The 25,396-nt window shown below is 58.3% G+C and carries 22 protein-coding genes and 1 other RNA gene; 12 read left to right on the top strand and 11 right to left on the bottom strand.

The annotated features are described in order from the left end of the window. Nucleotides 1-266: 266 nt before the first annotated feature. Both G3M63_RS11715 and G3M63_RS11710 read left to right on the top strand, forming a co-directional pair. The gene (locus tag G3M63_RS11715; RefSeq protein WP_163983239.1) at nt 267-1,718 is read left to right on the top strand and encodes a GMC oxidoreductase; all 1,452 of its coding nucleotides are present in this window, start codon (nt 267-269) and stop codon (nt 1,716-1,718) included. 9 nt (nt 1,719-1,727) lie between these two features. After that, nucleotides 1,728-2,147 carry a hypothetical protein gene (locus G3M63_RS11710; RefSeq protein ID WP_150300356.1) on the top strand — a complete coding sequence of 140 codons (420 nt, stop codon included), beginning with the start codon at nt 1,728-1,730 and terminating at the stop codon, nt 2,145-2,147. A gap of 54 nt (nt 2,148-2,201) precedes the next feature. Here G3M63_RS11710 and G3M63_RS11705 read toward each other — a convergent pair whose 3' ends face one another. Continuing rightward, nucleotides 2,202-3,737 (bottom strand): catalase, encoded by a 1,536-nt coding sequence (locus G3M63_RS11705; RefSeq protein WP_150300357.1) that lies wholly within the window; start codon nt 3,735-3,737, stop codon nt 2,202-2,204. A gap of 153 nt (nt 3,738-3,890) precedes the next feature. On the opposite strand from G3M63_RS11705, the gene G3M63_RS11700 reads away from it, so the two are divergent. Beyond that, nucleotides 3,891-5,099, top strand: a complete 1,209-nt coding sequence (locus G3M63_RS11700; RefSeq protein WP_163983238.1) for a YbfB/YjiJ family MFS transporter — start codon at nt 3,891-3,893, stop codon at nt 5,097-5,099. Nucleotides 5,100-5,125: 26 nt separating this feature from the next. Here G3M63_RS11700 and G3M63_RS11695 read toward each other — a convergent pair whose 3' ends face one another. Beyond that, nucleotides 5,126-5,425 carry a helix-turn-helix transcriptional regulator gene (locus G3M63_RS11695; protein WP_150300359.1) on the bottom strand — a complete coding sequence of 100 codons (300 nt, stop codon included), beginning with the start codon at nt 5,423-5,425 and terminating at the stop codon, nt 5,126-5,128. Nucleotides 5,426-5,526: 101 nt separating this feature from the next. Here G3M63_RS11695 and G3M63_RS11690 point away from each other — a divergent pair, with 101 nt between their 5' ends. The 4 genes from G3M63_RS11690 (at nt 5,527) to G3M63_RS11675 (ending at nt 8,421) form a co-directional block, all read left to right on the top strand. Beyond that, complete coding sequence (locus tag G3M63_RS11690; protein WP_163983237.1) at nt 5,527-6,615, top strand: NADH:flavin oxidoreductase/NADH oxidase; 1,089 nt, start codon at nt 5,527-5,529, stop codon at nt 6,613-6,615. Nucleotides 6,616-6,743: 128 nt separating this feature from the next. After that, nucleotides 6,744-7,088, top strand: coding sequence for a hypothetical protein (locus tag G3M63_RS11685; RefSeq protein WP_163983236.1), 345 nt, complete (start codon nt 6,744-6,746; stop codon nt 7,086-7,088). Between the two features lie 105 nt (nt 7,089-7,193). Beyond that, nucleotides 7,194-7,475, top strand: a complete 282-nt coding sequence (locus G3M63_RS11680) for a hypothetical protein (RefSeq protein ID WP_163983235.1) — start codon at nt 7,194-7,196, stop codon at nt 7,473-7,475. 94 nt (nt 7,476-7,569) lie between these two features. Beyond that, a complete protein-coding gene (locus G3M63_RS11675; RefSeq protein ID WP_163983234.1) occupies nt 7,570-8,421 on the top strand; it encodes a pirin family protein in 852 nt (283 codons plus the stop codon). Nucleotides 8,422-8,428: 7 nt separating this feature from the next. Here the strand turns inward: G3M63_RS11675 and recR are convergent, their stop codons facing one another. The 5 genes from recR to ffs all read right to left on the bottom strand — a co-directional run bounded on the left by recR (nt 8,429) and on the right by ffs (nt 14,257). After that, nucleotides 8,429-9,028 (bottom strand): recombination mediator RecR, encoded by a 600-nt coding sequence (recR, locus tag G3M63_RS11670; RefSeq protein WP_150300364.1) that lies wholly within the window; start codon nt 9,026-9,028, stop codon nt 8,429-8,431. A 20-nt stretch (nt 9,029-9,048) separates the two neighbouring features. After that, the gene (locus tag G3M63_RS11665; RefSeq protein WP_150300365.1) at nt 9,049-9,375 is read right to left on the bottom strand and encodes a YbaB/EbfC family nucleoid-associated protein; all 327 of its coding nucleotides are present in this window, start codon (nt 9,373-9,375) and stop codon (nt 9,049-9,051) included. A 317-nt stretch (nt 9,376-9,692) separates the two neighbouring features. Then, on the bottom strand, nt 9,693-11,711 hold the full coding sequence (gene dnaX / locus G3M63_RS11660) for a DNA polymerase III subunit gamma/tau (RefSeq protein ID WP_163983232.1): 2,019 nt from the start codon (nt 11,709-11,711) through the stop codon (nt 9,693-9,695). A 127-nt stretch (nt 11,712-11,838) separates the two neighbouring features. Beyond that, nucleotides 11,839-13,800 carry an acyltransferase family protein gene (locus G3M63_RS11655; RefSeq protein ID WP_163983231.1) on the bottom strand — a complete coding sequence of 654 codons (1,962 nt, stop codon included), beginning with the start codon at nt 13,798-13,800 and terminating at the stop codon, nt 11,839-11,841. A gap of 360 nt (nt 13,801-14,160) precedes the next feature. Further along, nucleotides 14,161-14,257, bottom strand: an RNA gene (gene ffs / locus G3M63_RS11650) — signal recognition particle sRNA small type. A 256-nt stretch (nt 14,258-14,513) separates the two neighbouring features. On the opposite strand from ffs, the gene G3M63_RS11645 reads away from it, so the two are divergent. Together G3M63_RS11645 and G3M63_RS11640 are read left to right on the top strand one after the other, a co-directional pair. Next, nucleotides 14,514-15,569, top strand: a complete 1,056-nt coding sequence (locus G3M63_RS11645) for a lysylphosphatidylglycerol synthase transmembrane domain-containing protein (RefSeq protein ID WP_163983229.1) — start codon at nt 14,514-14,516, stop codon at nt 15,567-15,569. Then, nucleotides 15,566-17,773, top strand: a complete 2,208-nt coding sequence (locus tag G3M63_RS11640) for a glycosyltransferase (protein ID WP_163983227.1) — start codon at nt 15,566-15,568, stop codon at nt 17,771-17,773. The genes G3M63_RS11645 and G3M63_RS11640 overlap by 4 nt, the downstream gene beginning before the upstream one ends. Nucleotides 17,774-17,777: 4 nt before the next feature. Here the strand turns inward: G3M63_RS11640 and G3M63_RS11635 are convergent, their stop codons facing one another. Both G3M63_RS11635 and G3M63_RS11630 read right to left on the bottom strand, forming a co-directional pair. Continuing rightward, entirely contained in the window at nt 17,778-17,942 is a 165-nt protein-coding gene (locus G3M63_RS11635; protein WP_150300370.1) for a DUF1328 domain-containing protein, read from the bottom strand. Between the two features lie 74 nt (nt 17,943-18,016). Continuing rightward, nucleotides 18,017-18,223, bottom strand: a complete 207-nt coding sequence (locus G3M63_RS11630) for a hypothetical protein (protein ID WP_150300371.1) — start codon at nt 18,221-18,223, stop codon at nt 18,017-18,019. Between the two features lie 437 nt (nt 18,224-18,660). Here G3M63_RS11630 and algB point away from each other — a divergent pair, with 437 nt between their 5' ends. Both algB and G3M63_RS11620 read left to right on the top strand, forming a co-directional pair. Further along, nucleotides 18,661-20,007 carry a sigma-54-dependent response regulator transcription factor AlgB gene (gene algB / locus G3M63_RS11625; RefSeq protein WP_150300372.1) on the top strand — a complete coding sequence of 449 codons (1,347 nt, stop codon included), beginning with the start codon at nt 18,661-18,663 and terminating at the stop codon, nt 20,005-20,007. Then, nucleotides 20,004-21,776 carry an ATP-binding protein gene (locus G3M63_RS11620; protein WP_150300373.1) on the top strand — a complete coding sequence of 591 codons (1,773 nt, stop codon included), beginning with the start codon at nt 20,004-20,006 and terminating at the stop codon, nt 21,774-21,776. Before algB ends, G3M63_RS11620 begins: the two co-directional genes overlap by 4 nt. Before the next feature lie 123 nt (nt 21,777-21,899). Here the strand turns inward: G3M63_RS11620 and G3M63_RS11615 are convergent, their stop codons facing one another. Both G3M63_RS11615 and G3M63_RS11610 read right to left on the bottom strand, forming a co-directional pair. Next, nucleotides 21,900-22,817 carry an AEC family transporter gene (locus G3M63_RS11615; protein ID WP_163984251.1) on the bottom strand — a complete coding sequence of 306 codons (918 nt, stop codon included), beginning with the start codon at nt 22,815-22,817 and terminating at the stop codon, nt 21,900-21,902. A gap of 8 nt (nt 22,818-22,825) precedes the next feature. Then, nucleotides 22,826-23,479 carry a thiopurine S-methyltransferase gene (locus G3M63_RS11610; RefSeq protein WP_163983225.1) on the bottom strand — a complete coding sequence of 218 codons (654 nt, stop codon included), beginning with the start codon at nt 23,477-23,479 and terminating at the stop codon, nt 22,826-22,828. A gap of 159 nt (nt 23,480-23,638) precedes the next feature. On the opposite strand from G3M63_RS11610, the gene G3M63_RS11605 reads away from it, so the two are divergent. Then, a complete protein-coding gene (locus G3M63_RS11605; RefSeq protein WP_163983223.1) occupies nt 23,639-25,384 on the top strand; it encodes a potassium/proton antiporter in 1,746 nt (581 codons plus the stop codon). Nucleotides 25,385-25,396: the final 12 nt, after the last annotated feature.

Raw genomic sequence — 25,396 nt, 5'->3', positions numbered from 1 at the left:
TGCTTAACGGTGTGACGGATAAATTTTCGGCACGCTATCGCTCTTTTCTTCGACCCGTCGCCCACCGCCCAAGGCCCTGGGTTCAGCGTTCGGGGCGCGCGGTTCAGATGCCGTATGTCCTGTTCATCACCTTTTTAGGTGAACCCACGCGGCCGAGCATGCTCTAAGGCAATGGCGCGACGGACACAAAGGATCGATGCGCTGTTTTTTGTGATAAAAATCAAAAAGGTAGGCGACCGACTGGTTACCTGCCGGCAAGGATATTCATGGATATAAACAGAGTAAGCGCACGAGCAATACATGAGAAACACTATGAACTGATCGTTATTGGCTCCGGATTCGGCTCTACCTTTTTTCTCAACGAAGCTCTCAAGCATCTCGAAGGCCGCGCCCTGATCATCGAATGGGGCGACTTTCACCCCTGGGCGTGGCAGATTGAAGCACAACGCAATTCCGTGATCAGCCCCGAAAACACCTACACCAACCGCGGCGAAAAACCCTGGAACATGACCATCGGGCTGGGCGGCGGCATGAACTGTTGGTATTCGCAAACCCCGCGCTTTCATCCCAACGATTTTGACACCCAGTCTCTCTACGGGGTCGGGCATGACTGGCCATTCGGCTATGACGAGCTGGAGCCTTACTATTGCCGCGCCGAGAACATCATGTCGATTGCCGGCGATCCTGATATGGCCCGCATGCTGCCGCGCAGCCAGGACTTCCCTCAGCCACCGCACAAAGGCTCGGCTATCGACAGGCTGATGAAGACGGCCATGCCTGATCATCACTTCATCATGCCCACCGGCCGTGCCCGGGTAGCGACGAACACGCGTAATGCATGCTGCGCGACCGCCACCTGCAACCTGTGTCCGGTCAATGCAAAGTTCACGGCCGAAAACGGTTTCGCGGAACTCTATAGCCATCCGAAAGTGGATGTCTGCCTGAACAGCGAAGTGCGCACGCTTGAGTACTCAGGCGACACCATCAGCGGCGCCACCATTTCTTCGGACGGTGAGCAGTTCAGGGTGTTCGGTGATCTGTTCGTGCTCGGCGCCAATGCCATTCAGAGCCCCGCCATCCTGCTGCGCTCGGATATCACCCATGGCCAGACCGGCATGGGTCTGCATGAGCAGGTAGGCGCGGATATCGAAGTGTATCTGGACGGGCTTGGCAACTTTGATGGCAGCACTATTACCACCGGCCTGAACTACGCATTCTATGACGGGGATTTCCGCAAGGAGCGCTCGGCCTGCCTGATTTACTTCGAGAACCGCTGGCCGCATGGGCTGCGTACCGAGCGTGGCCGCTGGAACGAAACGCTGCCGCTGATGCTGGTCACCGAAGACGTGCCGCACGTGGATAACCGCATTACGCTGGACGCCGCTACCGGAAACGCCATCATCAACTATCACGGCGAGTCAGCGTACGCCGAGAAAGGCATTGAGTATGCATTGGAGCACCTTGGTGAGCTGCTCGAGCCGCTACCGGTCGAATCCATTCACTACCGCAGGAAGCGCATCACTGAATCCCATGTTCAAGGCACGCTGCGAATAGGCGAAGCGGGAGACGGTTCGGTGGTCGATGGCGACATGATCCATCACAGCAAGCGCAACCTCATGGTGGTCGGAACCTCTACCTACCCGAGTTGCTCACCGGCCAACCCCAGCCTGACTGCGGCGGCTCTGTCCATCCGCGCGGCAGACAGACTCTACAGCTAAGGAGCGCCCATGAATCGTCGGAAATTTCTGGCTCTATCGGCGGCCACGGTGAGTGTGGCTGCGCTTGGGTCGGCGGCTATCGTCTTCGAAGATAGCCACAGCTTTATTCCCGCCCTGCTGCACGAATACATCGGTGATTACCAGATGACGGAGGAACAGGAGAACAACTTCGTTGATGCGTTTGCCGAAGAATATGGCGAAGAAAAACTCGCCGCCGTCATCGGACTCTACCGGATCCGCTCGGGTACGGGGCTTGGCACGGGCTACACCAACGCCAAGGTGGATGAATTCGAGCGCAAGCTGGTAACGGACTTTCTGGTAACGACTGATTACCTGAAAAAACAGGGCGAACCGAACGCGCAGGTAAACTTCATTGGTTTCAGAATTCCCTGCAACAACCCCTATGCAACCTTTGACGGCTTGAGCTGAAAACAAGGCGGGCACCATGGCGCAGCAAGCGTCATGGTGCCCTTGCGGTAGGCGTTAGCCGGTGAAGTTCTGTCCCGGCGCGGGCCGGGTTTCCAGCGGTGGTAACGCTTTGGCTTTTTCCAGATCAACCCCGGCCCCCTCCGCTACGCGGCGGCCGTAATCCTCATCGCAATGCCAGAAATGCCAGATCATCCGCAGCTGGATGTTTTCCGGGCACTCTTTCATGTCCGCAACCAGATTGTTGATCAGATCGTCCCGCTCCCAGTCTTCGAAACTTCGATAGCGCTCCCCCACCTGACTGTAATCAGCCTCGGTCTTGGTGGTCTGGTAGCGGCCCAGATGGCCCTCGATCCACTGCTTGTACTCGGTGCCCGGATAGGGTGCCTCCTCAAGCCCGTTTTGCGAGCTGGGCTCATAATTGACATGCGGGTTTTCACCGCCGCTGTCTACATAGTGCGCCATCTGCCCGTCACGCTGGTTGGTGGCGAAGGGACATTTGGGCGCATTGATCGGCAGTTGCAGGTAGTTGGCGCCGACCCGGTAGCGCTGGGTATCGGAGTACGACAGCGTCCGGCCCTGCAGCATCTTGTCATCCGAAAAGTCAATCCCGTCTACCAGCACGCCGGTACCGAAAGCAGCCTGCTCGGTCTCGGCGAAGAAGTTCGAGGGGTTGCGGTCAAGCACCAACCGGCCCACCGGCAGCAAGGGAAACTGCTCCTCAGGCCAGCGCTTGGTGTCATCGAGCGGGTCGAAATTCAGCTCAGGGTGTTCGCCGTCAGCCATAACCTGCACGCACATCTCCCACTCGGGGTACTCGCCGCGCTCGATGGCATCGTAGAGATCACGGGTAGCGTGGCCCACGTCATGCTTCTGTATTTCCGCCGCTTGCTCGCTGGTCAGATTCTTCACCCCCAGTTTCGGTTCGAAGGAGAATTTGCACAGTACCGCCTCGCCCTGCTCGTTGACCAGCTTGTAGGTATTGACGCTGGAGCCTTCCATTTGCCGGTAGTTGGCCGGAATACCCCAGGGGCTTTTGACCCAGGTGACCATATGCAGCGATTCCGGATGATGCTGGACGAAATCGTAGAAGCGCCAGGCTTCCTGGCGATTGCTGATCGGGTCAGGCTTGAACGCATGGATCATGTCGGGAAACTTGATCGCATCGCGGATGAAGAAAATTTTCAGATTGTTGCCGACCAGATCCCAGTTGCCCTCACGCGTGTAGAACTTGATGGCAAAGCCGCGCGGGTCGCGTGCTGTTTCTGGCGACTCCTTACCCCCAATCACGGTGGAAAAACGCAAAAACACGGGAGTTTTCTCGCCCGCCTGCGCCATTACCGGGGCGCGGGTGTACTTGCTTGCCGGCTCGTCGCCGATCTTGCCGTACGCCTCGAAATAACCGTGCGCTGCGGTACCCCGGGCATGGACGACGCGCTCCGGTATACGCTCTCGATCGAAATGGGTAATTTTCTCGATGAACTGATAATTTTCCAACGTCGCGGGTCCGCGTTCGCCTACGCTACGCAAACTCTGGTTATCGTGGACGGGATGGCCCTGACGGTTGGTGAGTTTCTTCTGATCCTCATTCATGGCTGTACTCCTAAGCTCAGTGTGCCCTCTTTGGAGGGGCTTAAGCCGAGACAGTTCGGCCGCGCTGACTAATGACATGGCCGTCCTTGGTCGAATAGCCGTATGCAACGAAAATCGCGATCCTTGTAAGCCTGTCAGATAAACGAGAACTGCATGTCGTCATCTTCCGTTCTGTGTGCCACCCGCTCCGTTGACCGCACCCGGGTACTACTTGCCGGCGTCTGCGCGCTGATTCTGACCGTTGGCCTGGCCCGCTTCGCCTATACACCCTTGCTGCCGGTCATGCGCGACGGCGCAGGCCTGAGCGATCTCGCCGGTGGTTGGCTGGCTACCTTCAACTACATGGGCTACATGGCCGGGGCGCTCCTCGCTGCAACCACAAACGACCTGCAACGCAAATTTCTCTTCTATCGCGCGGGTCTGCTGATTGCAGTGTTCAGCACGGCTGCCATGGGGCTGACCGATAATCTCTACCTGTGGGCTACGTTCCGTTTTATCGCGGGGGTTTCCAGCGCTGGCGGCCTGTTGATTGCGTCGGGGCTGGTGCTCAACTGGCTGATCAACCATGGCCATAAACCAGAGCTGGGGCTGCACTTCGCCGGCCTGGGTGCCGGGATCGTCGTATCCGGTCTGGCCGTCAGCGCCATGGTGGGCACCCTCGCCTGGGACAGTCAGTGGATCGGGCTGGGCTTGCTTGGCATCCTGTTCTTTCTGCCCGCCTGGTTCTGGCTGCCGGCGCCAGTCCCGGTGCGATCCACTGAGGGCACGACTGAGCAGCCGCCGTCTGCGCCCTCCTCGACCTGGATGTGGTTGTTTATCGCTGCATATTTCTGCGCCGGGGTCGGATTCGTGATCAGTGCCACCTTCATTGTCGCGATTGTGGAACAGTTACCTGTGTTCGCTGGCAATGGTCCCTGGGTCTGGGTGGTAGTTGGCCTGGCGGCGGCACCGGCAAGTTTCCTGTGGGACCGCGTGGCGGGATTGGTCGGAGGGCTAACTGCTTTGCTGGTGGCCTACGGGTTACAAATTCTTTCGATCCTGCTCCCGGCCATCAGTAGCGGCGCTTTTGCCAATCTGCTCAGCGCCGGGCTGTTCGGTATCACCTTTGTAGGCATTGTCAGCCTGACGCTATCGATTATCGGCCGTCACTTTCCCGCCAATCCGTCCAAAGCCATGGCGCGCCTTACATTGAGTTATGGGGTAGCGCAGGTTATAGCCCCTGCCATGGCCGGCTACATCGCGATGATCAGCGGCAGCTATCGCGGAGCCTTGTTTATAGCGGCGGGGATTATGGCAGTGGGAATGCTGCTGTTGCTGCTCATCATGCGCCAGGAGCGACGCGAACTGACCTCCGCCTGTTGATCGCGGCAGATATCTACGGAGCCGGATCAGCCGCTTGAGAGAATCGCATCCAACAAACCCGGGAAGCGCTGATCCAGCTCTTCCCGGCGAAGCGAATTCATATGCATAGTGCCCACTGCGAGGGTACACACCAGGCCACAGTCGCGCAGCACCCGGAAATGATGGGACATGCTGGATTTAGGACGACCGCCGTCCAGCTCGCCGCAGCTGGCTTCCCCCACTGCGGACAATTTGCGCACAATTTCCATACGCACCGGATCGCTAAGCGCATAAAGCACGCGTTCAAGAACGAGATCACTGGCAGGCGGATGTTTGTAGGGTCGCATAGGGCGAATAATACACCGGGGTTTGCTAAAGGACCATAGTTCCAATATTATCGAACTACAGAACCATCAAGTATCCACCTGCACACTCCGAAGGAGTCTTCATGTCCGCACTGCTCCAGCCTTTCAAGCTCAAGGACGTCACCCTACGCAATCGGATTGCGGTTCCACCCATGTGCATGTACTCAGCCGATGACGGTCTGATCAATGACTGGCACCAGGTGCATCTCGCCTCGCTGGCCCGTGGCGGCGCGGGTCTGGTGGTAGTAGAAGCCACTGCCGTGTCGCCGGAAGGTCGCATCTCCCCCGGCTGTGCCGGCATCTGGAACGACCAGTTGGCGCAGGCATTCATCCCTGCGGTGAAAGCAATCAAGGCGGCCGGCTCGGTACCCGGCATCCAGATTGCGCACGCCGGACGCAAAGCCAGCGCCAATCGTCCATGGGAAGGTGATGACCATATCCCCAACGACGATCCAAACGGATGGCAAACCATCGCACCCTCCGCTATTGCCTTCGGTGCCAACCTGCCGAAGCAGCCCAGGGCCATGACGCTGGATGACATCGCCCGCGTGCGTCAGGACTTTGTTGACGCGGCTATTCGCGCTCGTGACGTCGGATTCGAGTGGCTCGAACTGCACTTCGCCCATGGCTATCTGGCGCAGTCTTTTTTCTCCGAGCATTCCAACCAGCGTGACGACCAATACGGCGGCAGCTTCGAAAACCGCAGTCGTTTCCTGCTAGAAACCCTGGCGGCGGTGCGGGAAGTCTGGCCCGAGCACCTGCCGCTTACTGCGCGTTTCGGCGTGATTGAATTTGATGGTCGCGACGAAGAAACCCTGGCCGAGTCGATCGAACTCACCCGGCGCATGAAGGCTGGCGGACTGGATCTGCTCAGCGTCAGTATCGGTTTCACCATACCCGGCGGACGCGTGCCCTGGGCACCCGGATTTATGGGTCCGATTGCTCAGCGGGTCCGGGATGAAGCTGGCATACCGGTCTCTTCGGCGTGGGGCTTCGGCGATCCAAAAGTTGCCGAACAGGCCATTGCCACAGGCCAGCTGGATCAGGCTCTGATTGGCAAGGCGCATCTGGCCAACCCGCACTGGAGCTACCAGGCAGCACGGGAGCTGGAGGTCGAACGTCCCTCCTGGACGCTGCCGGCGCCCTACGCGCACTGGCTGGAACGCTACTAGGCGCTTTCGGTAACACGCAGCAGGGCGGCTCCGGCCGCCTTGCTGCGTTATAGCCGCAGGGATCGAGGAACTATGGCTAAAGCACGGCTTTCAAAGCACTACATGCATACGGATAGCCGGAGACCATTATGAATACCTTGATCAAAGCCTGCGGGGCCGTCCTCTGCCTGCCCCTCGCGGTCACGGCTAATGAAGCTTCCTTGAATCAGGAGCTGAACGGGCTCGATATTGATAGCCGTATCCTCGTTACCGATCCCACACGCGGCCCGGATGCGTCCGGTGTGGATCTGGTTCAGGTCACCAATAACAGCGATGTGAACGTGCTCTGCCAGCTGAAGCCGGCTCCGGACGAGCCCAATATGAATCCGTCCCGGCCAACAGATGTAGCGCCGGGCGAACAGGCAACGTTGCGCTTGCAAGGCAGCTATCGGGATGTGAAATCCACCGCCACCCTGGATTGTCAGCCCAATTGACCCTGCGCCCAAACGCCGCAGTGCTCCCCGGGCGGCTTGGACAGGAAGCGGCTAAGCGCTAACATACAGCCTCATAAAGCCCTTGATGGGTACACGAGGTTCAAAATGACAATTCGTAATAACGTGGCGCTAGCCTGTGTGCTTTCTGCCTTCGCCCTCCCCGTTTCTGCACAGACATGTACCCCTGAAGACGCCATGCACCGGGCAGAAGTGGCTGCGGAAACCATCAACCGCATCGCAGACAACAATCCCGAAAAGGCCGCTGCGCTCCATGAAAAGCTGCTGAAGTTCCAGGAACGGGACCCCACACGGGATCGCCACAGCGCGTGCGAGGCCTATGACCGCATCATCGCTGAACTTGAACGTGAAGACGAGCTAGCCAACTAATCGATCTTATCGATAGGTTTCCTGCGTTTTTCGCGTTATTAAATCGACTTATCCGGCCATAGAATAACCAGCATATCCTTAATGGAGGTGCTTTATGTCCGAACAGAAAAGAGAGCTGATTGAAACGATCGTCGGTCGAGCCACGTCCGACGGTGACGGGGTCAAGCTCACGCGAATATTCGGCGGACAAGGGGCCGAACGTTTCGACCCGTTTCTGATGCTGGATGAGTTCGGCTCCGACGAAGCGTCGGAGTATATCGGTGGCTTTCCGTCTCACCCACACCGCGGCTTCGAAACGGTTACCTATATGCTTGAAGGCCGGATGCTCCATCAGGACCACCTGGGCAACCAGGGCCTGCTCGAGCCTGGCGGCGTGCAGTGGATGACCGCAGGCCGGGGCATAATCCACTCGGAAATGCCGCAGCAGAGCTCTGGTCTGATGCGTGGCTTCCAGCTCTGGGTCAACTTGCCCGCCGAGCACAAGTTGCAACCAGCCAGCTATCGCGACATGCCTGCTGAAGCATTCCCCTTTCACGACGTCCCCGGCGGCCAGCTCAAGGTTATTGCGGGCTCCCTTGAAGTAGCAGGGCAAACCTTGGCCGGTCCGGTTCAGAACAAACCCACCGAACCCTTGTATGTCGACGTGCATCTCAAGCCGAATCAGGCTTTCAGCACGGCGATAGCCGATCATCTGAATGTGCTGTTATATGTTTACGAAGGGGATGTCAGGGTTGGCGAGGCGCCATTACACGCCGGTCAGCTCGGTCGGCTGAGCAAAAGCGGGCAGCTTTCAGTCGAGTCGGGGGCAGCCGGAGCGCGGTTGCTGATTCTGGCAGGCAAGCCGCTTGGCGAGCCCATAGTGCAGTACGGGCCATTCGTAATGAACAGCCGCGAGGAAATCGAACAGGCGCTGCGCGATTATCGGGACGGCCGGCTTGCCGGCTGACTGCGCATCAGCCGACTGGCGTGCGTCCCGCCAGGGCGTGCGCCAGAGTGCCGCCATCAATGAATTCCAGCTCCCCCCCCAACGGAATGCCGTGGGCCAGCCGCGATACCCGGATGCCCCTCGGCCTCAACATACTGGCAATATAATGGGCGGTTGCCTCGCCCTCGACGGTGGGGTTGGTGGCCAATATCACTTCGGTCACCTCTCTGCCTTCCAGCGCCTCGAGCAGCGCCGGAATACCGATCTCCTCCGGCCCCTGACCATCGATAGGTGACAGGTGTCCTTTCAAAACGAAATAGCGGCCGTTGAAGCCGCCGGCCTGCTCGATAGCCCAGACGTCGGCCGGGCTCTGCAAAATGCATAGCAGGCCATCATCACGCCGCGGATCCGAACACAGCGAACAGATTTCCGTCTCGCTCAGCATGCGGCAACGTGAGCAATAACCCACCCCATCCATCGCTGCCTCCAGGGCATGCGCAAGATGGCGCGCGACGTTGCGGTCACGCTCCAGCATATTCAACGCCATACGCTGGGCTGTTTTTGGACCGACACCCGGCAGTCCCCGCAGGGCATCGATCAACTGGCGAATCAAGGGGCTGAAACTCATCGAAGTCCTTGCTGGTTACTTCAGAACGGCATCTTGAAACCTTCAGGCAAGTTCATGCCCGAGGTCATGCCCGCCATTTTTTCCTTGCTCTGGGCTTCAAGCTTGCGCACGGCGTCGTTAAAGGCCGCTGCAATCAGGTCCTCAAGCACTTCCTTGTCTTCAGTCAGAAGGCTGTCGTCAATGCTGACGCGACGCACATCGTGGCGACCGTTCATGACCACCGAAACCAATCCGGCCCCGGACTGGCCGGTAACCTCGGCATTGGCCAGCTCTTCCTGCATTTTCTGCATTTTTTCCTGCATTTCCTGGGCCTGCTTCATCAGGCCTGCCATCCCACCTTTCATCATGATCGCGTCCTCATTTAAGTTGTTAGGGGCTGTTGACGTTTCGTCGCGAGCCGCGTTGCTGTGTCAAATGGCGCAAGGCCGGGCGGCGATCCGCAAGGCGCGGGACGCAGGTAATGGTTGTTCCCTTGCCAAGTCCCGCAACGCCGCATGGCGTCATTTGCCGCGCAACCTAGGCGGCCCCACCCGAAGGGACGGGGCCCGTTTGGTGCAGCACTGCGTTGCTCGTCATTCATTTGGAACAACCAAACTTCATTCCTCGCGCCTTGTTCTGCGCCAAACGGGCCTCCGTCGCGGCCGCGATGAAACGTTAACAGACCCTAAGCATCAAGCGGGCGGATACTGTCATCGCATATCTGCGCCGCGAATTCGCGTACCAGGCTCTGCACCAGCGGGTCGGTCTGGATGCTGGTCTCGGCCTCCTTCTGTCGCGCCACCTTACGTCGGGCCGCCGCGATTGCCGGCGTCTCCTGGGTAGGTGCGGCCACTTCAATCATTATCGTCACCGGCGCACCGACATGGTCTGCCACCGCCTGCTCAATACGGAGCCGATGATTCTCGTTATATAGCGCGCTGTGTCCCGGGTCCAGATGCAGCGCCCATGTGTCTGGCTCGCGCTTTATCAGCTGGCAATGCGCAGCAATGCTCTGGGTCAGGCCACTGAGCCGCAGCGAGGTGAAAATGTCCAGCCACTGCGCTGCAACATCTGTCGCGGGTGGCAGATCGCTCACCTCATCAATTTCCGCAGCGGCCTCTGTGGCTGCTCCAGTGTTTTCTGCAACCTGCCAATCATTGAGATACTGGCTGACGTCCAGTTGTTCCTCGTCATCATAATCGCCCCGCTCTGCAGTATCGTCCGCTGGCGGAACGTGCAGCCATTCAGCCGGTGCCTCATCGTAAGGCGGCTTAACCGGCGTACCGCTTTTCAGCGGCCGGCTGGCTATCGGCGATGAGACCTGTTCCGCGGTAGGTGCCGGAGCAACCGGTTGCTCGATTACCTTCGGGGCATCCTGCTGCGGAGCAGCCGAAACGGGCTTTGTAGCTTGGCTGGGCATAGCTGGCGCGGGCGCAGTCTGCGCAGGTACAGACGATTCCTGCGGCGCAGCGTCATTGGAACCTGGCGTAGCATGGGACCGGCCAGCAACACCGGGAGCGGCAGGCCGGCCCGGTTCGGGTTCAGCCCTGGCCTGGCTGAACCCCGGCAACTTTCCCGACGCGGGAGCAGCCTGCGGCGGCGCGGCAGCATCACTGAGCGTGCCAGGCTTGAAGGCCATCATGCGAAGCAGAGCCATCTCGAAGCCGCCCCGCGGATCGGGCGACAGTGGCAAATCTCGTCTGCCGTGCAAGGCCAACTGATAAAACAGCTGAACATCTTCTGCGCTGATCTGGCCAGCAAGTTCAACGATCCGGTGCTGGTCACCCAGGCTGTTATCAATGGCTTCGGGTACAACCTGCGCAACAGCGAGACGCTGCAGGGTGGAGATCAACTCGGCCAACACGCCGGCAAAATCCGCACCCTGCTCTGCCAGCTCGGCTACCAGGGCCAACGACGCCTTCGCATCACTTCGGGCCAATGTTTCGAGCAGACCAAACACCTGACTATGATCGATCGTACCCAGCATGTTGCGCACCTCGGCCACACGCAGCGCGCCATTGCCAAAGGCAATAGCCTGGTCGGTCAGGCTCAGTCCGTCGCGCATCGAGCCGTCAGCTGCGCGGCCCAGCAGCCACAGCGACTCCTCGTCGAAAGGAATATGTTCCTCACCCAGAACGAAGCGAAGATGCTCGACGACTTTCTCGGGCAGCATGTTCTTCAGGGAGAACTGCAGACAGCGTGAAAGGATGGTTACCGGCAGCTTTTGCGGATCGGTAGTGGCCAGCAGGAACTTGACGTGGGCAGGCGGCTCTTCCAGCGTTTTCAACAGGGCGTTGAAACTGTGGCTGGAAAGCATATGCACTTCGTCGATCAGATAGACCTTGAAACGACCCCGCGACGGAGCGTACTGGACATTGTCGAGCAGCTCACGGGTGTCCTCGACCTTGGTGCGACTGGCTGCGTCCACTTCGATGAGGTCAACGAAGCGGCCTTCGTCGATTTCCTTGCAGGCCGAGCAGACGCCACAAGGCTCCGAACTGACTCCCGATTCGCAATTCAGACACTTGGCGAGAATACGTGCGACCGTTGTTTTGCCGACACCGCGGGTACCCGTAAACAGATAGGCATGATGCAGGCGATCATGGTCCAGAGCGTTGATCAGAGCCTGCAACACATGGGTCTGGCCGACCATTTCGCGGAACAGGCGCGGACGCCATTTTCGGGCTAAAACCTGGTAACTCATCGGGATATCTGCAGTCCGCTTTGATCGTTGGGGCAATCCGGTACTTTAACCAAAGCAGACCGACAATGCGAGACGCGCCCGACGCGCCTGCCTCATCCAGCACATCGCTCGCGCATCCCGGCGGCATTCAATTTCCGACGTAGCGTCTTTCCGGTATTTCGCCCTGCCTGCCGCCCGTAGCCATATCAGCAAACTCCTCGAACAGGCTGGATTGGCGAAATGCACGGGCCGCCATTTTCGCGCCATAGACGCTGATGTGACCTGATTCATCCAGGCTGAAGGGAATATTGTCACGTGTTACATCTGACGGCACACCATCCACGTTGAATAGCGCATCGCGATCGAAGTACAGCACGTTGGCAAACTGTGAGGCCAACTGGGACAGCTCCCGATTGGCAGCACGCGCCGACTCGTCCCGTTCCTTGTGAAAGCGCGAGATATCGAAGGAGGTGTCGAATAACAGGCTGCGTTGATACATATTCTTGACGTTGACATCGAAATTGGTTGGTGCCGGCATGAGGATTACCAGCGCTGACTGTTCCGCGGCCATCGCGACGACATCGAACACACCCTGCATTTGCTGTTTGGCGTGAACCGCCCCCCACTGGCCAGCGAAGACGACGAAATCATAGTCGGAAAGGTTAGCAACCAGATATTCACGATTGAACAGACACTGCTGATAACCGCGCCCAGTGTAAGGGCCTGTGTATTCCTCGCTCAGACTGGGATAACACCAGTCAGTGGACACCGAATCGATCTTCATCGATATGTGCTGACCAATGTCATCCCAGAAAGGATCGTAATGTCCCGCAAAGGAATCACCGAACAGCAGGCCGTTCACCTCTGCCGATCTATCTCCCAATTCACAGCCCAAACCTGCCTCACCCACCTCAAGCTCAGGAAAGGTTTCGACGCTGTGAAAGCACCATCCACTCTGTTTCCAGGGCATCACGAGATCCGCTGTGGTACGCCTGAACTGCTCGGTCATCCTGTCGGGGAACCCGTTCGCCACAAAGGTGATTGAAGCCAGAGCGCAAGCAGCGACAACCGGACCACCAATTACCGAACGCGGCTTCAGTGCCGGGGCGTAACGCGGTTTCTTGCACGCCATGCCCTCTATGAAGGTAAAGGACAGCCAACCGGCCAGCACAGAGGTGCCGACCGCGAACAGAACCCAGCGCATATCGTGCTCAAGGCCGAAATAATACAACCAGACCGCTATCGGCCAGTGCCAGAGATACAAGGAGTAAGAGGTCTTGCCGAGGAATTGCGCGACGGGGTTGCCGGTAATCAGCGATTCGCCCTGGGAAGATGCGATAACCAGTACCGCACCGAACACCGGCAGCGCGGCCAACCAGCCCGGCCAGTGGGTGTTCTCGCTGAAACTCACTGCGCAGACAACGATGATTGCCAGTCCGGCAATCTCCATCGTCTTGCCGGTACGCTTGCCCACAGTCATGGGGTATAGATAGATCAAACTCCCCGCAAGCATCTCCCACACGCGCGTGGGCAGCAGGAAGAACGCCGAGGTCGGCCATTTGCCCGAGGCATACACCGACAATCCGAAGGAAAAGGCAGCCAGCGCCCATAGAAACCAGCGCGTATTCGAAGCAGAGACCAGCTTGCGCAGCGCGACGATCAGCACTGGATAGAAGATATAGAACTGCCATTCAACGGAAAGCGACCAGGTATGCAGCAACCATTGATCGTGCGAGGCCTGCTCGAAATAACCGGCCTGTTTCCAGAACAGGAGGTTGGATACAAACGCCAGGCTGCCAAGCACCTCCCTGCCAAGTGACGCGTAATCACCCGGCAACAGCAGGAACCAGCCCACGATCAGCAAAAACAGACAGACGAAGGCTAGCGCGGGAATGATGCGACGGCAGCGATCAAGATAAAACTGAGGGATGGTAAAAGTGTTCTTTTCCATCCTGGAGTAAATGATGCCCGTCATCAAAAAACCCGAGATGACGAAAAACACGTCGACTCCGATGAAGCCGCCTTCCATGCCGAGCAGACCGAAATGAAACAGCACGACCAGCACGACTGCCACGGCCCGAAGTCCGTTGATATCTCTTCTGAATTCCACAGCTCTCTCCCGCCACTTTGCAAAAGGCGACCATCTTAAACAGGTGATTTATTCGAGAGTGCAAGAGCAACTATGGTGGAGAGATAGTCATCTTCTTCGTCCTTTAAGGGGATGTCCCCGGGGCTGGCCCCGCCTGGGATGAACAAAGCGTTACAAAGTTATGACCCATCCCGAAAGCCATCGGTTCAGACGATGATGCCCGGAGGTTAGCTTGTTGAATTATTAGGATGCAACGCTAAAGACGCTTGAGTTCTAAGCCTGTGAAACAGGACAGACGCGAAGTGACGACCAGGTACCAAACGGCAATCTGGGGGCATAACAAGGGGAGGAAAAGACTGAGAAGAAGGCTATGGGTGGCGGCCCTGCCAGCCACACCCCGGCACACGATGTAACCGCTGTGGCTGCTCCCTTCCGGGCCTGACCAGGTTCACGGCGAATCATTGCGAGGGGACCGACAGGACCACCATAGCGTGCCCGTGCTTGACGGGCCGCGCTATTGTAACGAGTTGGCCGGAACTTACAACCCGCTGTCCCATTGGAAACTGCGGAACCTCTCCTAAACATGCCTCTCAAAAGCTCGTTCCCGCTCCAGCTTCGCCAGACAGGGCAGGCTGCGAAGCTGGCGGGAGCGCCTGCCAGCGTTATCATGGCGATAACCAACTCATGCACAGATACCGGTGAACTCGAGCCCGGCGAAACACTACAGGCCTTTGATGTCCGACCCACGCCACGCGCGCGACACCCTGCCTAATGCTTCAGCGAAACGCCTGCTGGGGCTTAGCTTGCTCTTTATGGGCTTGAGTAGCCTCGGCATCTGGGCCGTTTACCTCCAGGTGCCGGATACCAGCCTGACCTTCGACTTCAGGCTGATCAGCTGGCAGACGCTGCTTGCCGTAACTGGCCTGCTCGGCATTTACTATCTGTCCGATGCGCTGCGCCTGTACTACACCCTGAAGGCGCTGGATCAGCAGATCGCGTTAAAGGAAGTATTTCGTCTGGTTTTCGTAAATATCTTCTTTTCCAACATAACGCCAATGGCTACTGGCGGAGGGGTAGCACAAATCTGGTACTTGCGTCGGCATGGGGTACGCCTTGGCACCGCCACTGCAGCCACCACCATCCGAACCATTCTGGCGGTGATTTTCATCTTCGGATTTACGCCGATTTTCCTGTTGACGCTCGATCACCTCAACAATCAGACGATCATCAGCCGGGTGGGTGGCCTGCTGGCGGTGGTGATAATGGCTTATCTGAGCTTTTTCGCTGTTTTGCTATTGCGTACGCGCCTGCTGATCCTGCCGATCAGCGCCGTGCTGCGGCAGGCGCATCGCATCGGTCTGCTCAACGAAGCGCGACACCGCCATTGGCAGTACAAGATACGCAGGGAGATGCTCCGTTTCTCCCACTCGTTCAGCATTTATATGCGCGGCTCCAAACTCAACGTGGTGCTTTCGGTTCTCGCGACCTTTGTCTTTCTCCTCAGTCTTTTCAGCTTCCCTGCCCTGCTGATTTTCGCGCTGGGTTACGACGTCGACTACCTGGTCACCGTGGGCCTGCTGGTGGTCACTACCTTCGTCATGTACTTCTCGCCGACTCCAGGCGCATCGGGCATATCGGAAGGACTCTTCGGCAGCTTTTTCAGCAGCATCCTCGGGGCCAACCATCTGGTGCTGGTAACGATCGGCTGGCGCGTGCTTACGATTTATCTGGGGATGATTGTCGGGCTACTGGTCATGCAACGCGAACTCAGCCGCAAAGGGCAATCATGAAGCGCCGCAACATTCGGCTCAAGGCCCTGTTTTACGTAAACGTTCTGACACTCCTGATACTGGTGAGTTACAAGGTCTATCTGGCGCTGTACAAGCCTGACGTCGAGGCCGTGCATACCGAACAGCTGCTGGAAATCGATTCACGGCTACACGACCGGGACAGCTTCAACTTCGCCGTGGTCGGTAACATGAACAATTCCGTGGGCATTTTTGAAAGGAGTTTCATACCGCAGCTGAATCAGTCAGGACTGGATTTTGTGGTATCTGCCGGAAACGCCGTCAGCAGCGGCGGCGAAGACAAATACCGCTCCCTGCATGGCACCCTCGAAAAGCTCGATATTCCTTTTCTACTGACCTTTGGTGCCAATGAGTATTCCAACTTTGGTAGCTTTCGCTTTTATGAGGATTTCGGGCCGCACCTGTATTCGGTTCGCGCGGCCAACACCCGGCTCATCTTCCTCGACAGCACTGGCAAGACGCCCTATCGCTGGCAGCTGCACTGGCTTGGCGACCTGCTTGAGCAGAGCGATGCCGCGCATACATTGGTTTTTACTGGCCATCCTCTGCTGCCGATCAAGCAAAACCGGTTTTTTGTGCGTGACGACGATTACCTGCAGCCCGATGCGTTTCGCACTGAATTGCTCAAGCTGTTGCGCCAATATCAGGTCGATGTCGTGTTTTCGGCCAATCTTCCGGTGTTCTCCGAGCAGGTCCTCGACGGGACTCGCCACATCATCACGGGGGGCGCCGGCGGACTGATTCTGAACGATTCAGAAAGTTTTCATCATTATATAGAGGTGTCGGTCACACCCGGATCGGTTACGACGCGACTGGTACCGCTGGTTATCGGGCAGCACCCATTCTGGGCCACCCTCGAAAGCCTGTGGTTCTTCTTTTACTCGCTGTTCTACGTCGGCTTTGTCAATTTCATGCTGCTCGTATCGCTGTTGAGCCTGATCGCGATCCGCTTGTATCTGCTGCTGTTTTCAGAGCGCAGTTATTACCGGGACTTCGATATCAACCCGGCACCCTGGCTCAACAAACCCCTGCGCGTAGCCATGTTTACCAATAACTACCTTCCGTTCATAGGTGGCGTGCCGATCTCTATCGAGCGGCTACGCCTGGGACTCCAGGATCTCGGCAACAAGGTATTGTTGGTCGCCCCGCGTTATCGTGACCAGCCCGGGGTCGAGCTGGACACACTGCGCCTGCCTTCGCTGCTGGCCTTTGGTAAACCAGGCGACTTCAGGCTGGCGAATATCTTCCTGCCCCGCGTGCGCCGGCATCTGCAAGCCTTCAAGCCGGACATCATTCATGTTCACCATCCGATATGGGTCGGCTCACTCGGTCTGTACCTGGGCAAACGGCTGAAGATTCCGGTGGTTTACACCTATCACACGCGCCTTGAGCACTACGCGCACTTTGTGCCGTTGCCCGGCGGGCTGTTTCGCAATTTCATTTCGCACGCATTGATCAAACGCTTTGCCAACAAGTGCGACGGGATCATCGTGCCGACCTACTCGGCGGAGGAATACCTGAGGATGATAGGCGTCAGGACGCCAACTTTTGTCCAGCCAACCGGCATCGAGTATCAGCGTTTTCTGCAAACGGCGCCCGAGCGCGTTCGCCAGCTGCGTCAACAACTCGGGATTACAGACGAAATCGTGCTACTGACCGTGTCGCGACTGTCCAACGAGAAGAATCTGGACTTCATGATTGACGCTGCCGCCACGCTCGCACAAACCAGTGAAAGAGCATTTCGACTCCTGATTATCGGTGACGGCCACCAGCGCGGACGCCTCCAGCAACGCATCGACAATCTCGATCTGAACAGGAACGTGACCCTGCTGGGCAGCGTCGCGCCCGCCGAGATGCCCCTCTACTACGGCCTCGGTGACCTGTTCGTCTTTACATCCAAATCAGAAACCCAAGGCATGGTATTGCTCGAGGCAATGGCTGCGGGATTGCCGGTTGTAGCCGTTCGCTCCAGTGGGACCGACGATGTGATCAGGGAAGGCGTTAACGGCTTCAAGACCCCTGGCAATCAATCAGCCTGGCTTGCGAAGGTAGATGAGCTGATGCGGGACGAAACGCTGCGTCGCCGCCTGGGAATCAATGCCCGAGACTTTGCACGCGACTATTCGGTGGAGCGTTTTGCCCGTGAAGTGAAAAGTATCTACGCCGAGATCCTGGCCCGCAGCTGATTCACTACAGCCGCCGTCGATAACTCGCAACAAAGGCGAGGATAAACATCGCCAGAAACACCACAAAGAGTATCTTGGCGATACCGGTTGCGGTCCCTGCAATGCCACCGAAACCCAGCACAGCGGCCACGATGGCAATCACCAGAAATGCGACAGCCCAACTAAGCATTCTTGCTCCTTGAATCGGCGCTGCAGGCAGGATAGTCAGGCGGGCCTCTGAGCTGAATTGGATCAACCTGACAGCTAAAAAACCCAGCGCGGCCCGGCTGATTGCTCAGGCACCTCGCTAGTGGCGCTCGCCGCCCGCGAATACACGATTTGCTGGGAAAGCGTCGAAGCCTGCGGCGCCTGTGTGCTTGCATTACTCTCAGCTCCTAGAATCACCAACAAGGCAGCGCTGGCAAAAAGACCTTTGCCCAGCAGTAAAATCCCCCAGTCACGCTGTTTCATGCTCATTCTCCTTCTGCCTGGCCAGGCGACCCCTCCTGACCGGGTAAATGCATTGGTGATGCGAGCCAGTCGTTGGCTCTACTCGCTCTTTCTGGCGCTCACTGCCCTTGAGGCGGCGCTCCGGCGGTTGAACAGCCGATGCAACAAGCGGGTTCCTTCACGCCTCATCTGATGTAACATCCTTCGTCTGTCGCCCAGTCGAATCCCGGAGTGCTGCGCCTGGAGGTATGCGGGACGATGACCATATGGATTAACACAGGATAATACTGGCAATTCGCATGCCATCTTCGAAACTATTTTTATTGTAGTGAAATCAATTACTTAAATAATCAGTCGCACAAGGCCAGCATGCAGCATGCATGACCCTGTCCCTGTCGCCATGCAATTTGCATGATAGCCTTATGCTCGCCGTCAGATATCCGGCCCGAACAGGAACAATGGAGACGATGGAACAAAAAAGCGGACGTATTCTTCTTGTAGATGACGAAGCAGCAATCCTTCGCACTTTCCGCTACTGCCTGGAAGATGAGGGTTACCAGGTCATCACCGCGAGCAGCGCGGCGCAGGCTGAAGCGGTGATTCAACAGCAGGTTTTTGACCTCTGCTTCCTCGATTTGCGACTTGGTGAAGATAACGGACTGGATGTCCTCGCTCATATGCGTATACAGGCACCCTGGATGCGCGTGGTGATCGTTACCGCGCATTCGGCTGTCGATTCCGCTGTTAACGCAATGCACGCCGGGGCAACGGATTATCTGGTCAAGCCCTGCAGCCCTGATCAGCTGCGTCTGGCCGCCGCCAAGCAGCTTGAAGTACGCCAGCTGGCTGCGCGGCTCGAAGCCCTTGAAGGCGAAGTGCGCAAACGCAGCGACAGCGTTACATCACGCTGCCCGGCGATGATGGGGATCATCGAAACCGCCCGTCAGGTCGCTACCACGGACGCTAACATTCTCATCCTTGGCGAATCGGGAACCGGCAAGGGCGAGCTTGCCAGAGCGATACACGGGTGGAGCAAGCGCGCCGCCAAGGCTTTTGTCACGATCAACTGTCCATCCCTGACTGGCGACCTGATGGAAAGCGAGTTGTTCGGCCACACCCGTGGTGCATTTACCGGCGCCAACGAAAGCACGCTGGGACGCGTCAGCCAGGCTGACGGCGGCACCCTGTTTCTCGATGAGGTGGGCGACTTTCCGCTGGCAATTCAGCCGAAACTGCTGCGCTTTATTCAGGACAAGGAATATGAGCGCATTGGTGACCCGGTTACCCGGCATGCCAACGTACGGATTCTCGCGGCCACCAACCTTGACCTCTCGGAAATGGTGCAGACCGGTCAGTTCCGCGAGGACCTTTATTACCGTCTCAACGTAATCACCATTACCCTGCTGCCGCTACGCGAACGTCCCGAGGACATTCTTGATCTGGCAGACCGGTTCCTCGCCCACTTTGTCGGTGAATATGCGCGGCCTGCAAAAAACTTCAGCGAGCAAGCGAGGCAGGCATTGCTGACCTATAAATGGCCAGGCAACATTCGCGAATTACGTAACGTCATCGAACGCGCGACCATCATCTGCAGCGAAGATCTGGTTCAACTGAGCCACCTCGGGTTAGCGGAGCCTGCTGCCAGCAGTGCTCCGCGTATCGGTGCCGAAATGAGCCTGGTCGAACTTGAGCGCGCCCATATCGCTGCAGTACTGGCCAACAGCTCGACCCTCGAACAGGCAGCGAAGACCCTGGGTATCGACGCCTCGACGCTCTACCGCAAGCGTAAGCAACTGGATCTATGAATCTGCGTAACCGCCTCTTCCTGAGTACCAGTGCACTGCTGACTGTTGCTCTGCTGGGCCTGCTTCTGGGTATCTTCGGGGTTCTGCAGCTGACCAAGGCCCAGACGCAGGCGATGACCCGCAACGTCGGGTTCATCCATGCGACGATGAACATGCACGAGCAGGTCGGCAATCAGACGGTATTGATGGTGTCTGACGACGCTGAACCCGAAGCGATCAGAGCGGCCGATGAGGCTTTCCGGGAATCGCTTGAGCTGGCACGACGCAGCGCGATGAATGAAGCTGACAAGATTGAAATCGAGGAGATCGCACTCAGTTACGACTACTTCAGCGAATTGATGGACCGCCCGGTTGGTGCCAGACAGTCGCTGCTGAGCACCGATGAATTCAGTCAGGCGCTGGCTGCTCTGCGTCAGCGCATCAACCGCGTGCAGGCACACTACCTGTCCGACATCGAGCGCGCTGAGACCCGATCCAGGGAGCGCGCCTGGCTGATGGCCTCGCTTCTCGGATTGATTGGTCTTGCCGTATTGCTGATCGGCTTCATTACCGCGCACAGCATCGCCCAGCGATTCGGGCGGCCGATTGAAGCACTCGCCGAGGCAGCAGACCAGATCGGTCGCGGTGATTTCAAGGTAATCCTGCCGCTCTCTCCCATCGCCGAACTATCCGCATTGAGCCGGCGTTTCGGCAGCATGGCCGAGGCGCTGCGCGAGTTCAAGCACAGCGATTTCGAGGCGCTGCAGTCCGAACAGCGGCGCTTGCGCGCGGTACTCGACAGTATCAACGACGGGTTGCTGATCATCGGTCGCGACGGCCGCGTAGAGCATTTCAATCCGGTAGCCCAACGTCAGCTTGACTGGGACAGCGAGCACATCGGCCTGAGTCCGGGTGCTGCGTTGAGCAAGCCCGAGCTCGACGAGCAACTCCATCAGGTGCTCAATGCAGGGCTGCTCGACCATGCGATTGAAGATCTGTGCATAGAAGCTAACGGTGAAACGCGCCTGCTGGCCTACAGCCTGGCTGCGTTCGGACAGCAACACGGGCAGATTCAGGGTGCAGTGATGGTGATGCGCGACGTTACCGAACAACGTGCCTTCGAGCGGGTCCGTAGCGAATTCGTTCTGCGCGCATCCCACGAATTGCGCACCCCGGTCACCGGGATGCACATGGCCTTCTCGCTGCTGCAGGAGCAAATCAAGGACGTCGGCCCACGGCAGCTCGAACTGGTGCAAACCGTCGACCAGGAGATGCGCCGTCTGGTCAAGCTAATCAACGACCTGCTGAACTTCTCCCGCTATCAGAACGGCGTGCAGAAGATCGAGTTGCACCCCTGTGATGTTGTCGAACTGCTCGAACATACCCGCCAACGCAACGCGACTCAGGTCGCGGAGCATGACGTTGAGCTTGAGGTGGATATCCCTGAGCCATTGCCCCATGTGCCAATGGACCGCCTGCAGATCGAGCGGGTACTCGACAATCTGATCGGCAATGCACTCAGGCACAGCAAGACCTGTGGCTGCATCACACTGCAGGCGTGGCGCCAGGGCGAACGGGTGATCATCAGCGTCAAGGACGACGGCGAAGGCATTCCCTACAGCCAGCAGGCCCGCGTATTCGAGCCGTTCGTGCAGGTCGGTCGCAAGAAAGGCGGCGCCGGTCTCGGGCTGGCACTGTGCAAGGAAATTGTGCAGCTGCACGGTGGCCACATCGGCGTGCATTCACGGCCGGAACAAGGCGCCCAGTTCTATCTCGCTCTGCCGCTCTAAAGCTGGAAGCTGGAAGCTGGAGGAGTTAGATTGCGCATGTTTGGCGATGAAAGCGCGGAGTCACGGCGTGCATGCCCATCGAGTCCGATCGCGAGCCATGCCGCCGCCTTCTCCGGACACGACTCAAAGCAACCAGGACACCATAAACGGAATGTACAGCAGCGCGAACAGGGTGCTCAGCAGAGCCGTGCCTGCTACCTGTTGCGGCGCAATATCCAGCAAGGTGGCAATCACCACCGTATTGGCTGCAATCGGCGTAAAGGAGATGAGCAGCACTGCCTGATACACAGCCGTGCTGTAGATATGCAGAAACTGGCTGTCAATCCACCAGAAACACAGCGCCAGCACCGGCCAGGCAACAAACTTGCCGAAGAACGCCAGTGCGGTGAAGCGTACATTCCCGGCGAGACCCTGAAAGCTGAGGATGCTCATCCCGATGATCATCATGCCGAACACGCTGTATGCCCCGCGCAGATTGTCGAACAAGGGCACGAACGCCAGCGGAATTGCGATCTGGTTCAGGTTAAGCAGCACAGCCAGGAAGAAGGCGTAGAGCGAGGGTAACCGGGATACCTTGATCAGGCAGTCGCGCACGCCAAAGCGGCCACGTGCTGCAAGATAGAATCCCACAGAGCTCTCGTAGAGCGTTGTGCCAAGCATGCACACGATATACAAGCCGAGGCCCTGCTCACCAAACAATAGCAGCGCCGCCGGCACACCGAAGTAGCCGGTATTGCCGGTACCGACTGACAGCGGGATCAGACTCGCGCTGCCATCGGTCAGCACGCGTCGCGCGACAACGAGATGACCGATGCCGATTATCGAGCAGAAGCCGAGCACCAGGAACGGAAGTAGCACCACCTCGAGACTCAGCGGCGCGCTCATCACGCCGGAAAACACAACAGAAGGTGTGACGATGTACAACATGATGCCGGCGATGTGCCGGCCGCTCGCCTGCAAATAGCGCCCCGCAATCCAACCCAGCGCGACTGTCACATACAGCGGCAGCAGCTTGTAAAACAATCCCAGCACCGCGGCCAGCACAACCGTCAGCCCTGACTGATCAGATAGACACGCTCGTTCAGACGCGTCATGCCCTGCTGCTTGAATACCTGATGGTCCTCGAGCACTGACTGGTCCTCCAGCAAACTGATGCTGCAGCCCGCGAAAAGCCGCCGAACCTCGTTGTCTGATACCGCAAAGGGCGGGCCTGGGCGTTGGTGCTGCGGATAATCCAGCGTCACCAACAGCATTTTCCAGCCCGCAGGCAGAATGCGCCGCATATGCTCGACGTAGTCGGCGCGCATGGGTTCTGGTAGAGCGATCAGCGCTGCCCGGTCATACACCCCCGCGACCGATGCGACGTGCTCTTCAGACAGGGCGAAGTAATCACCGCAATAGAACCGATAAGGGTGCGCCTGTGCCTCGCTGAACTGCCCGCATGCCTGCCACTGCAGGCTGATACCCGCTTCCTCGGCGAAGGCTTCCAGTGCGGTGCGCGAGAGCTCCACCCCGATGACGCGATGACCGCGCTCAGCGAGCCAGATCATATCCAGACTTTTGCCGCACAGCGGTACCCATACAGCGGAGCCAGCCGCCAGCTCAAGCGAGGGCCACCAGCGGCTGAGTAACGGGTTGATGTCGGCCTTGTGAAACCCGGTCTCGCCCCGTTCCCAGCGCTCGTGCCAGAAATCCGCTTCCATCAGCTTTGCTCCTCTGTGGCAATCATGTGCAGCGTTTGCTTCGCTCCGCTGTGCAATGCGCTGACTATACAACAGATTTTTTTCACCGGTGGGGCCGTGAGCGGCGAAGCACAGGGTATAGTGATTCGCGCAACTCACGACAGGACGGACCCCCGCCCGATGGATTACATCAACACCCTCTTCATGATCGGCGCGCTGCTGATCGGCGCCAGCATTCTCGCCAGCTCGTTGTCTTCCCGCCTGGGAATCCCACTGCTGCTGATCTTCCTGATCATTGGCATGCTCGCCGGCGTCGACGGTCCGGGTGGCATCGTCTTTGACAATATAGACACTGCATTCCTGATAGGCAGCCTGGCGCTTGCAATCATTCTGCTCGACGGTGGCATGCGCACCCGGGTGGAGAACTTTCGCGTGGGCTTGTGGCCGGCCATATCGCTGGCAAGTCTCGGCGTTCTGATCAGCGCTGCGCTAACGGGCGCACTCACCGCATGGCTACTGGATCTACACTGGCTGCAGGGTTTGCTGCTCGGCGCGATTGTGGGCTCCACCGATGCCGCTGCCGTGTTCTCGCTACTCCAGGGCAAAGGGCTCAACCTCAAGCAGCGGGTCGGCGCGACGCTGGAGATAGAATCCGGCTCCAACGATCCGATGGCGATTTTCCTGACCATCACACTGGTGGAGATGCTGCGCTCAGGCCAGGAATCCTTTGACTGGTCGTTCGCCTTGCTACTGATCCAGCAGTTTGGTATCGGCGGTGTGTGCGGACTGATTGGCGGCGTGCTGCTGGCCTGGCTGGTGAACAAGGTGAATCTGGCAACGGGCCTTTATCCGCTGCTGATCACCAGCGGGGCCATCCTGGTTTTCGCGGCGACCAACCATGTCGGTGGCAGTGGTTTCCTGGCGATCTATCTCACTGGCGTGGTCCTGGGCAACCGGCGCGTACGCAACCTGCAGAACATTCTCCATGTGCAGGACGGTATGGCCTGGCTGAGCCAGATCGGCATGTTCCTCATGCTTGGGCTGCTGGTAACCCCAAGCGAAATGCTGCCAATCGTCTGGCCCGCAGTGTTCATCGCCATGTTTCTCATTCTGGTCGCAAGGCCGATCGCGGTACTTGTTTGCCTGTCGCCCTTCACCTTCTCCTGGCGCGAGCGAATGTTCATCTGCTGGGTCGGCCTGCGTGGGGCGGTGCCGATCATTCTGGCGATCTTCCCCCTGCTTGCCGGCCTGGAGCAGGCGCAGCTGCTATTCAACCTGGCCTTTGTGGTGGTGCTGGTATCGCTATTGCTGCAAGGCTCCACGCTGCCGATCGCAGCGCGCCTGTGTCGGGTGGAGATCCCCCCGGAACCTGAGCCGCTGCAGCGTACCAGCCTGGATCTCGCCGTCGACAACAATTACGAACTGCTGATCTATCAGCTGGATAACGCCAACTGGTGCGTGGGTATCCCGCTGCGCGCGCTGAATATGCCCAATGACACACGTATCGCCGCGCTGTTCCGCGGGCGTCATCTGTTGCATCCGACGGGTAGCACGCGTCTGGCGCTGAATGACGTGTTGTGTGTGATAGGCCGGCCCCGGGATCTGCCGGCGCTTTCCAAGCTATTCAGCCAGACACGCACCCCCAGCTATCTGGAGAACCGGCATTTTTTCGGTGACTTCATCCTCGAAGGCGAGGCGCGTCTCGCCGACGTTGGGGCCTTTTATGGCTTCAAGGTCGACCCCGATATCGCCGAAGCAACGCTCGCGAGCTTTTTCGGCAAACAGCTGGGCGGTCACCCGGTAATCGGCGACAGTGTTGAGTGGCAGGACCACACATGGGTGGTCGCTGCCGTGGAGAAAGACAGGATACTCAAGATCGGTCTCAAGCTGCGCGATGGCTCGGGCAAGCCACCGCTTGGCTTCTAACCCGGGAAGGCT

This window comes from Pseudomonas sp. OIL-1 (genome assembly GCF_010669185.1).
GTDB classification, from domain to species: domain Bacteria; phylum Pseudomonadota; class Gammaproteobacteria; order Pseudomonadales; family Pseudomonadaceae; genus Halopseudomonas; species Halopseudomonas profundi.
This window is presented reverse-complemented; position numbering and strand designations above follow the sequence as displayed.

Bases quoted from the DNA above. Each gene is read 5' to 3' on its own strand.
- G3M63_RS11715 (WP_163983239.1), top strand. From the start codon at position 267: ATGGATATAAACAGAGTAAGCGCACGAGCAATACATGAGAAACACTAT.
- G3M63_RS11710 (WP_150300356.1), top strand. From the start codon at position 1,728: ATGAATCGTCGGAAATTTCTGGCTCTATCGGCGGCCACGGTGAGTGTG.
- G3M63_RS11705 (WP_150300357.1), bottom strand. From the start codon at position 3,737: ATGAATGAGGATCAGAAGAAACTCACCAACCGTCAGGGCCATCCCGTC.
- G3M63_RS11700 (WP_163983238.1), top strand. From the start codon at position 3,891: ATGTCGTCATCTTCCGTTCTGTGTGCCACCCGCTCCGTTGACCGCACC.
- G3M63_RS11695 (WP_150300359.1), bottom strand. From the start codon at position 5,425: ATGCGACCCTACAAACATCCGCCTGCCAGTGATCTCGTTCTTGAACGC.
- G3M63_RS11690 (WP_163983237.1), top strand. From the start codon at position 5,527: ATGTCCGCACTGCTCCAGCCTTTCAAGCTCAAGGACGTCACCCTACGC.
- G3M63_RS11685 (WP_163983236.1), top strand. From the start codon at position 6,744: ATGAATACCTTGATCAAAGCCTGCGGGGCCGTCCTCTGCCTGCCCCTC.
- G3M63_RS11680 (WP_163983235.1), top strand. From the start codon at position 7,194: ATGACAATTCGTAATAACGTGGCGCTAGCCTGTGTGCTTTCTGCCTTC.
- G3M63_RS11675 (WP_163983234.1), top strand. From the start codon at position 7,570: ATGTCCGAACAGAAAAGAGAGCTGATTGAAACGATCGTCGGTCGAGCC.
- recR (WP_150300364.1), bottom strand. From the start codon at position 9,028: ATGAGTTTCAGCCCCTTGATTCGCCAGTTGATCGATGCCCTGCGGGGA.
- G3M63_RS11665 (WP_150300365.1), bottom strand. From the start codon at position 9,375: ATGATGAAAGGTGGGATGGCAGGCCTGATGAAGCAGGCCCAGGAAATG.
- dnaX (WP_163983232.1), bottom strand. From the start codon at position 11,711: ATGAGTTACCAGGTTTTAGCCCGAAAATGGCGTCCGCGCCTGTTCCGC.
- G3M63_RS11645 (WP_163983229.1), top strand. From the start codon at position 14,514: ATGTCCGACCCACGCCACGCGCGCGACACCCTGCCTAATGCTTCAGCG.
- G3M63_RS11640 (WP_163983227.1), top strand. From the start codon at position 15,566: ATGAAGCGCCGCAACATTCGGCTCAAGGCCCTGTTTTACGTAAACGTT.
- G3M63_RS11635 (WP_150300370.1), bottom strand. From the start codon at position 17,942: ATGCTTAGTTGGGCTGTCGCATTTCTGGTGATTGCCATCGTGGCCGCT.
- G3M63_RS11630 (WP_150300371.1), bottom strand. From the start codon at position 18,223: ATGAAACAGCGTGACTGGGGGATTTTACTGCTGGGCAAAGGTCTTTTT.
- algB (WP_150300372.1), top strand. From the start codon at position 18,661: ATGGAGACGATGGAACAAAAAAGCGGACGTATTCTTCTTGTAGATGAC.
- G3M63_RS11620 (WP_150300373.1), top strand. From the start codon at position 20,004: ATGAATCTGCGTAACCGCCTCTTCCTGAGTACCAGTGCACTGCTGACT.
- G3M63_RS11610 (WP_163983225.1), bottom strand. From the start codon at position 23,479: ATGGAAGCGGATTTCTGGCACGAGCGCTGGGAACGGGGCGAGACCGGG.
- G3M63_RS11605 (WP_163983223.1), top strand. From the start codon at position 23,639: ATGGATTACATCAACACCCTCTTCATGATCGGCGCGCTGCTGATCGGC.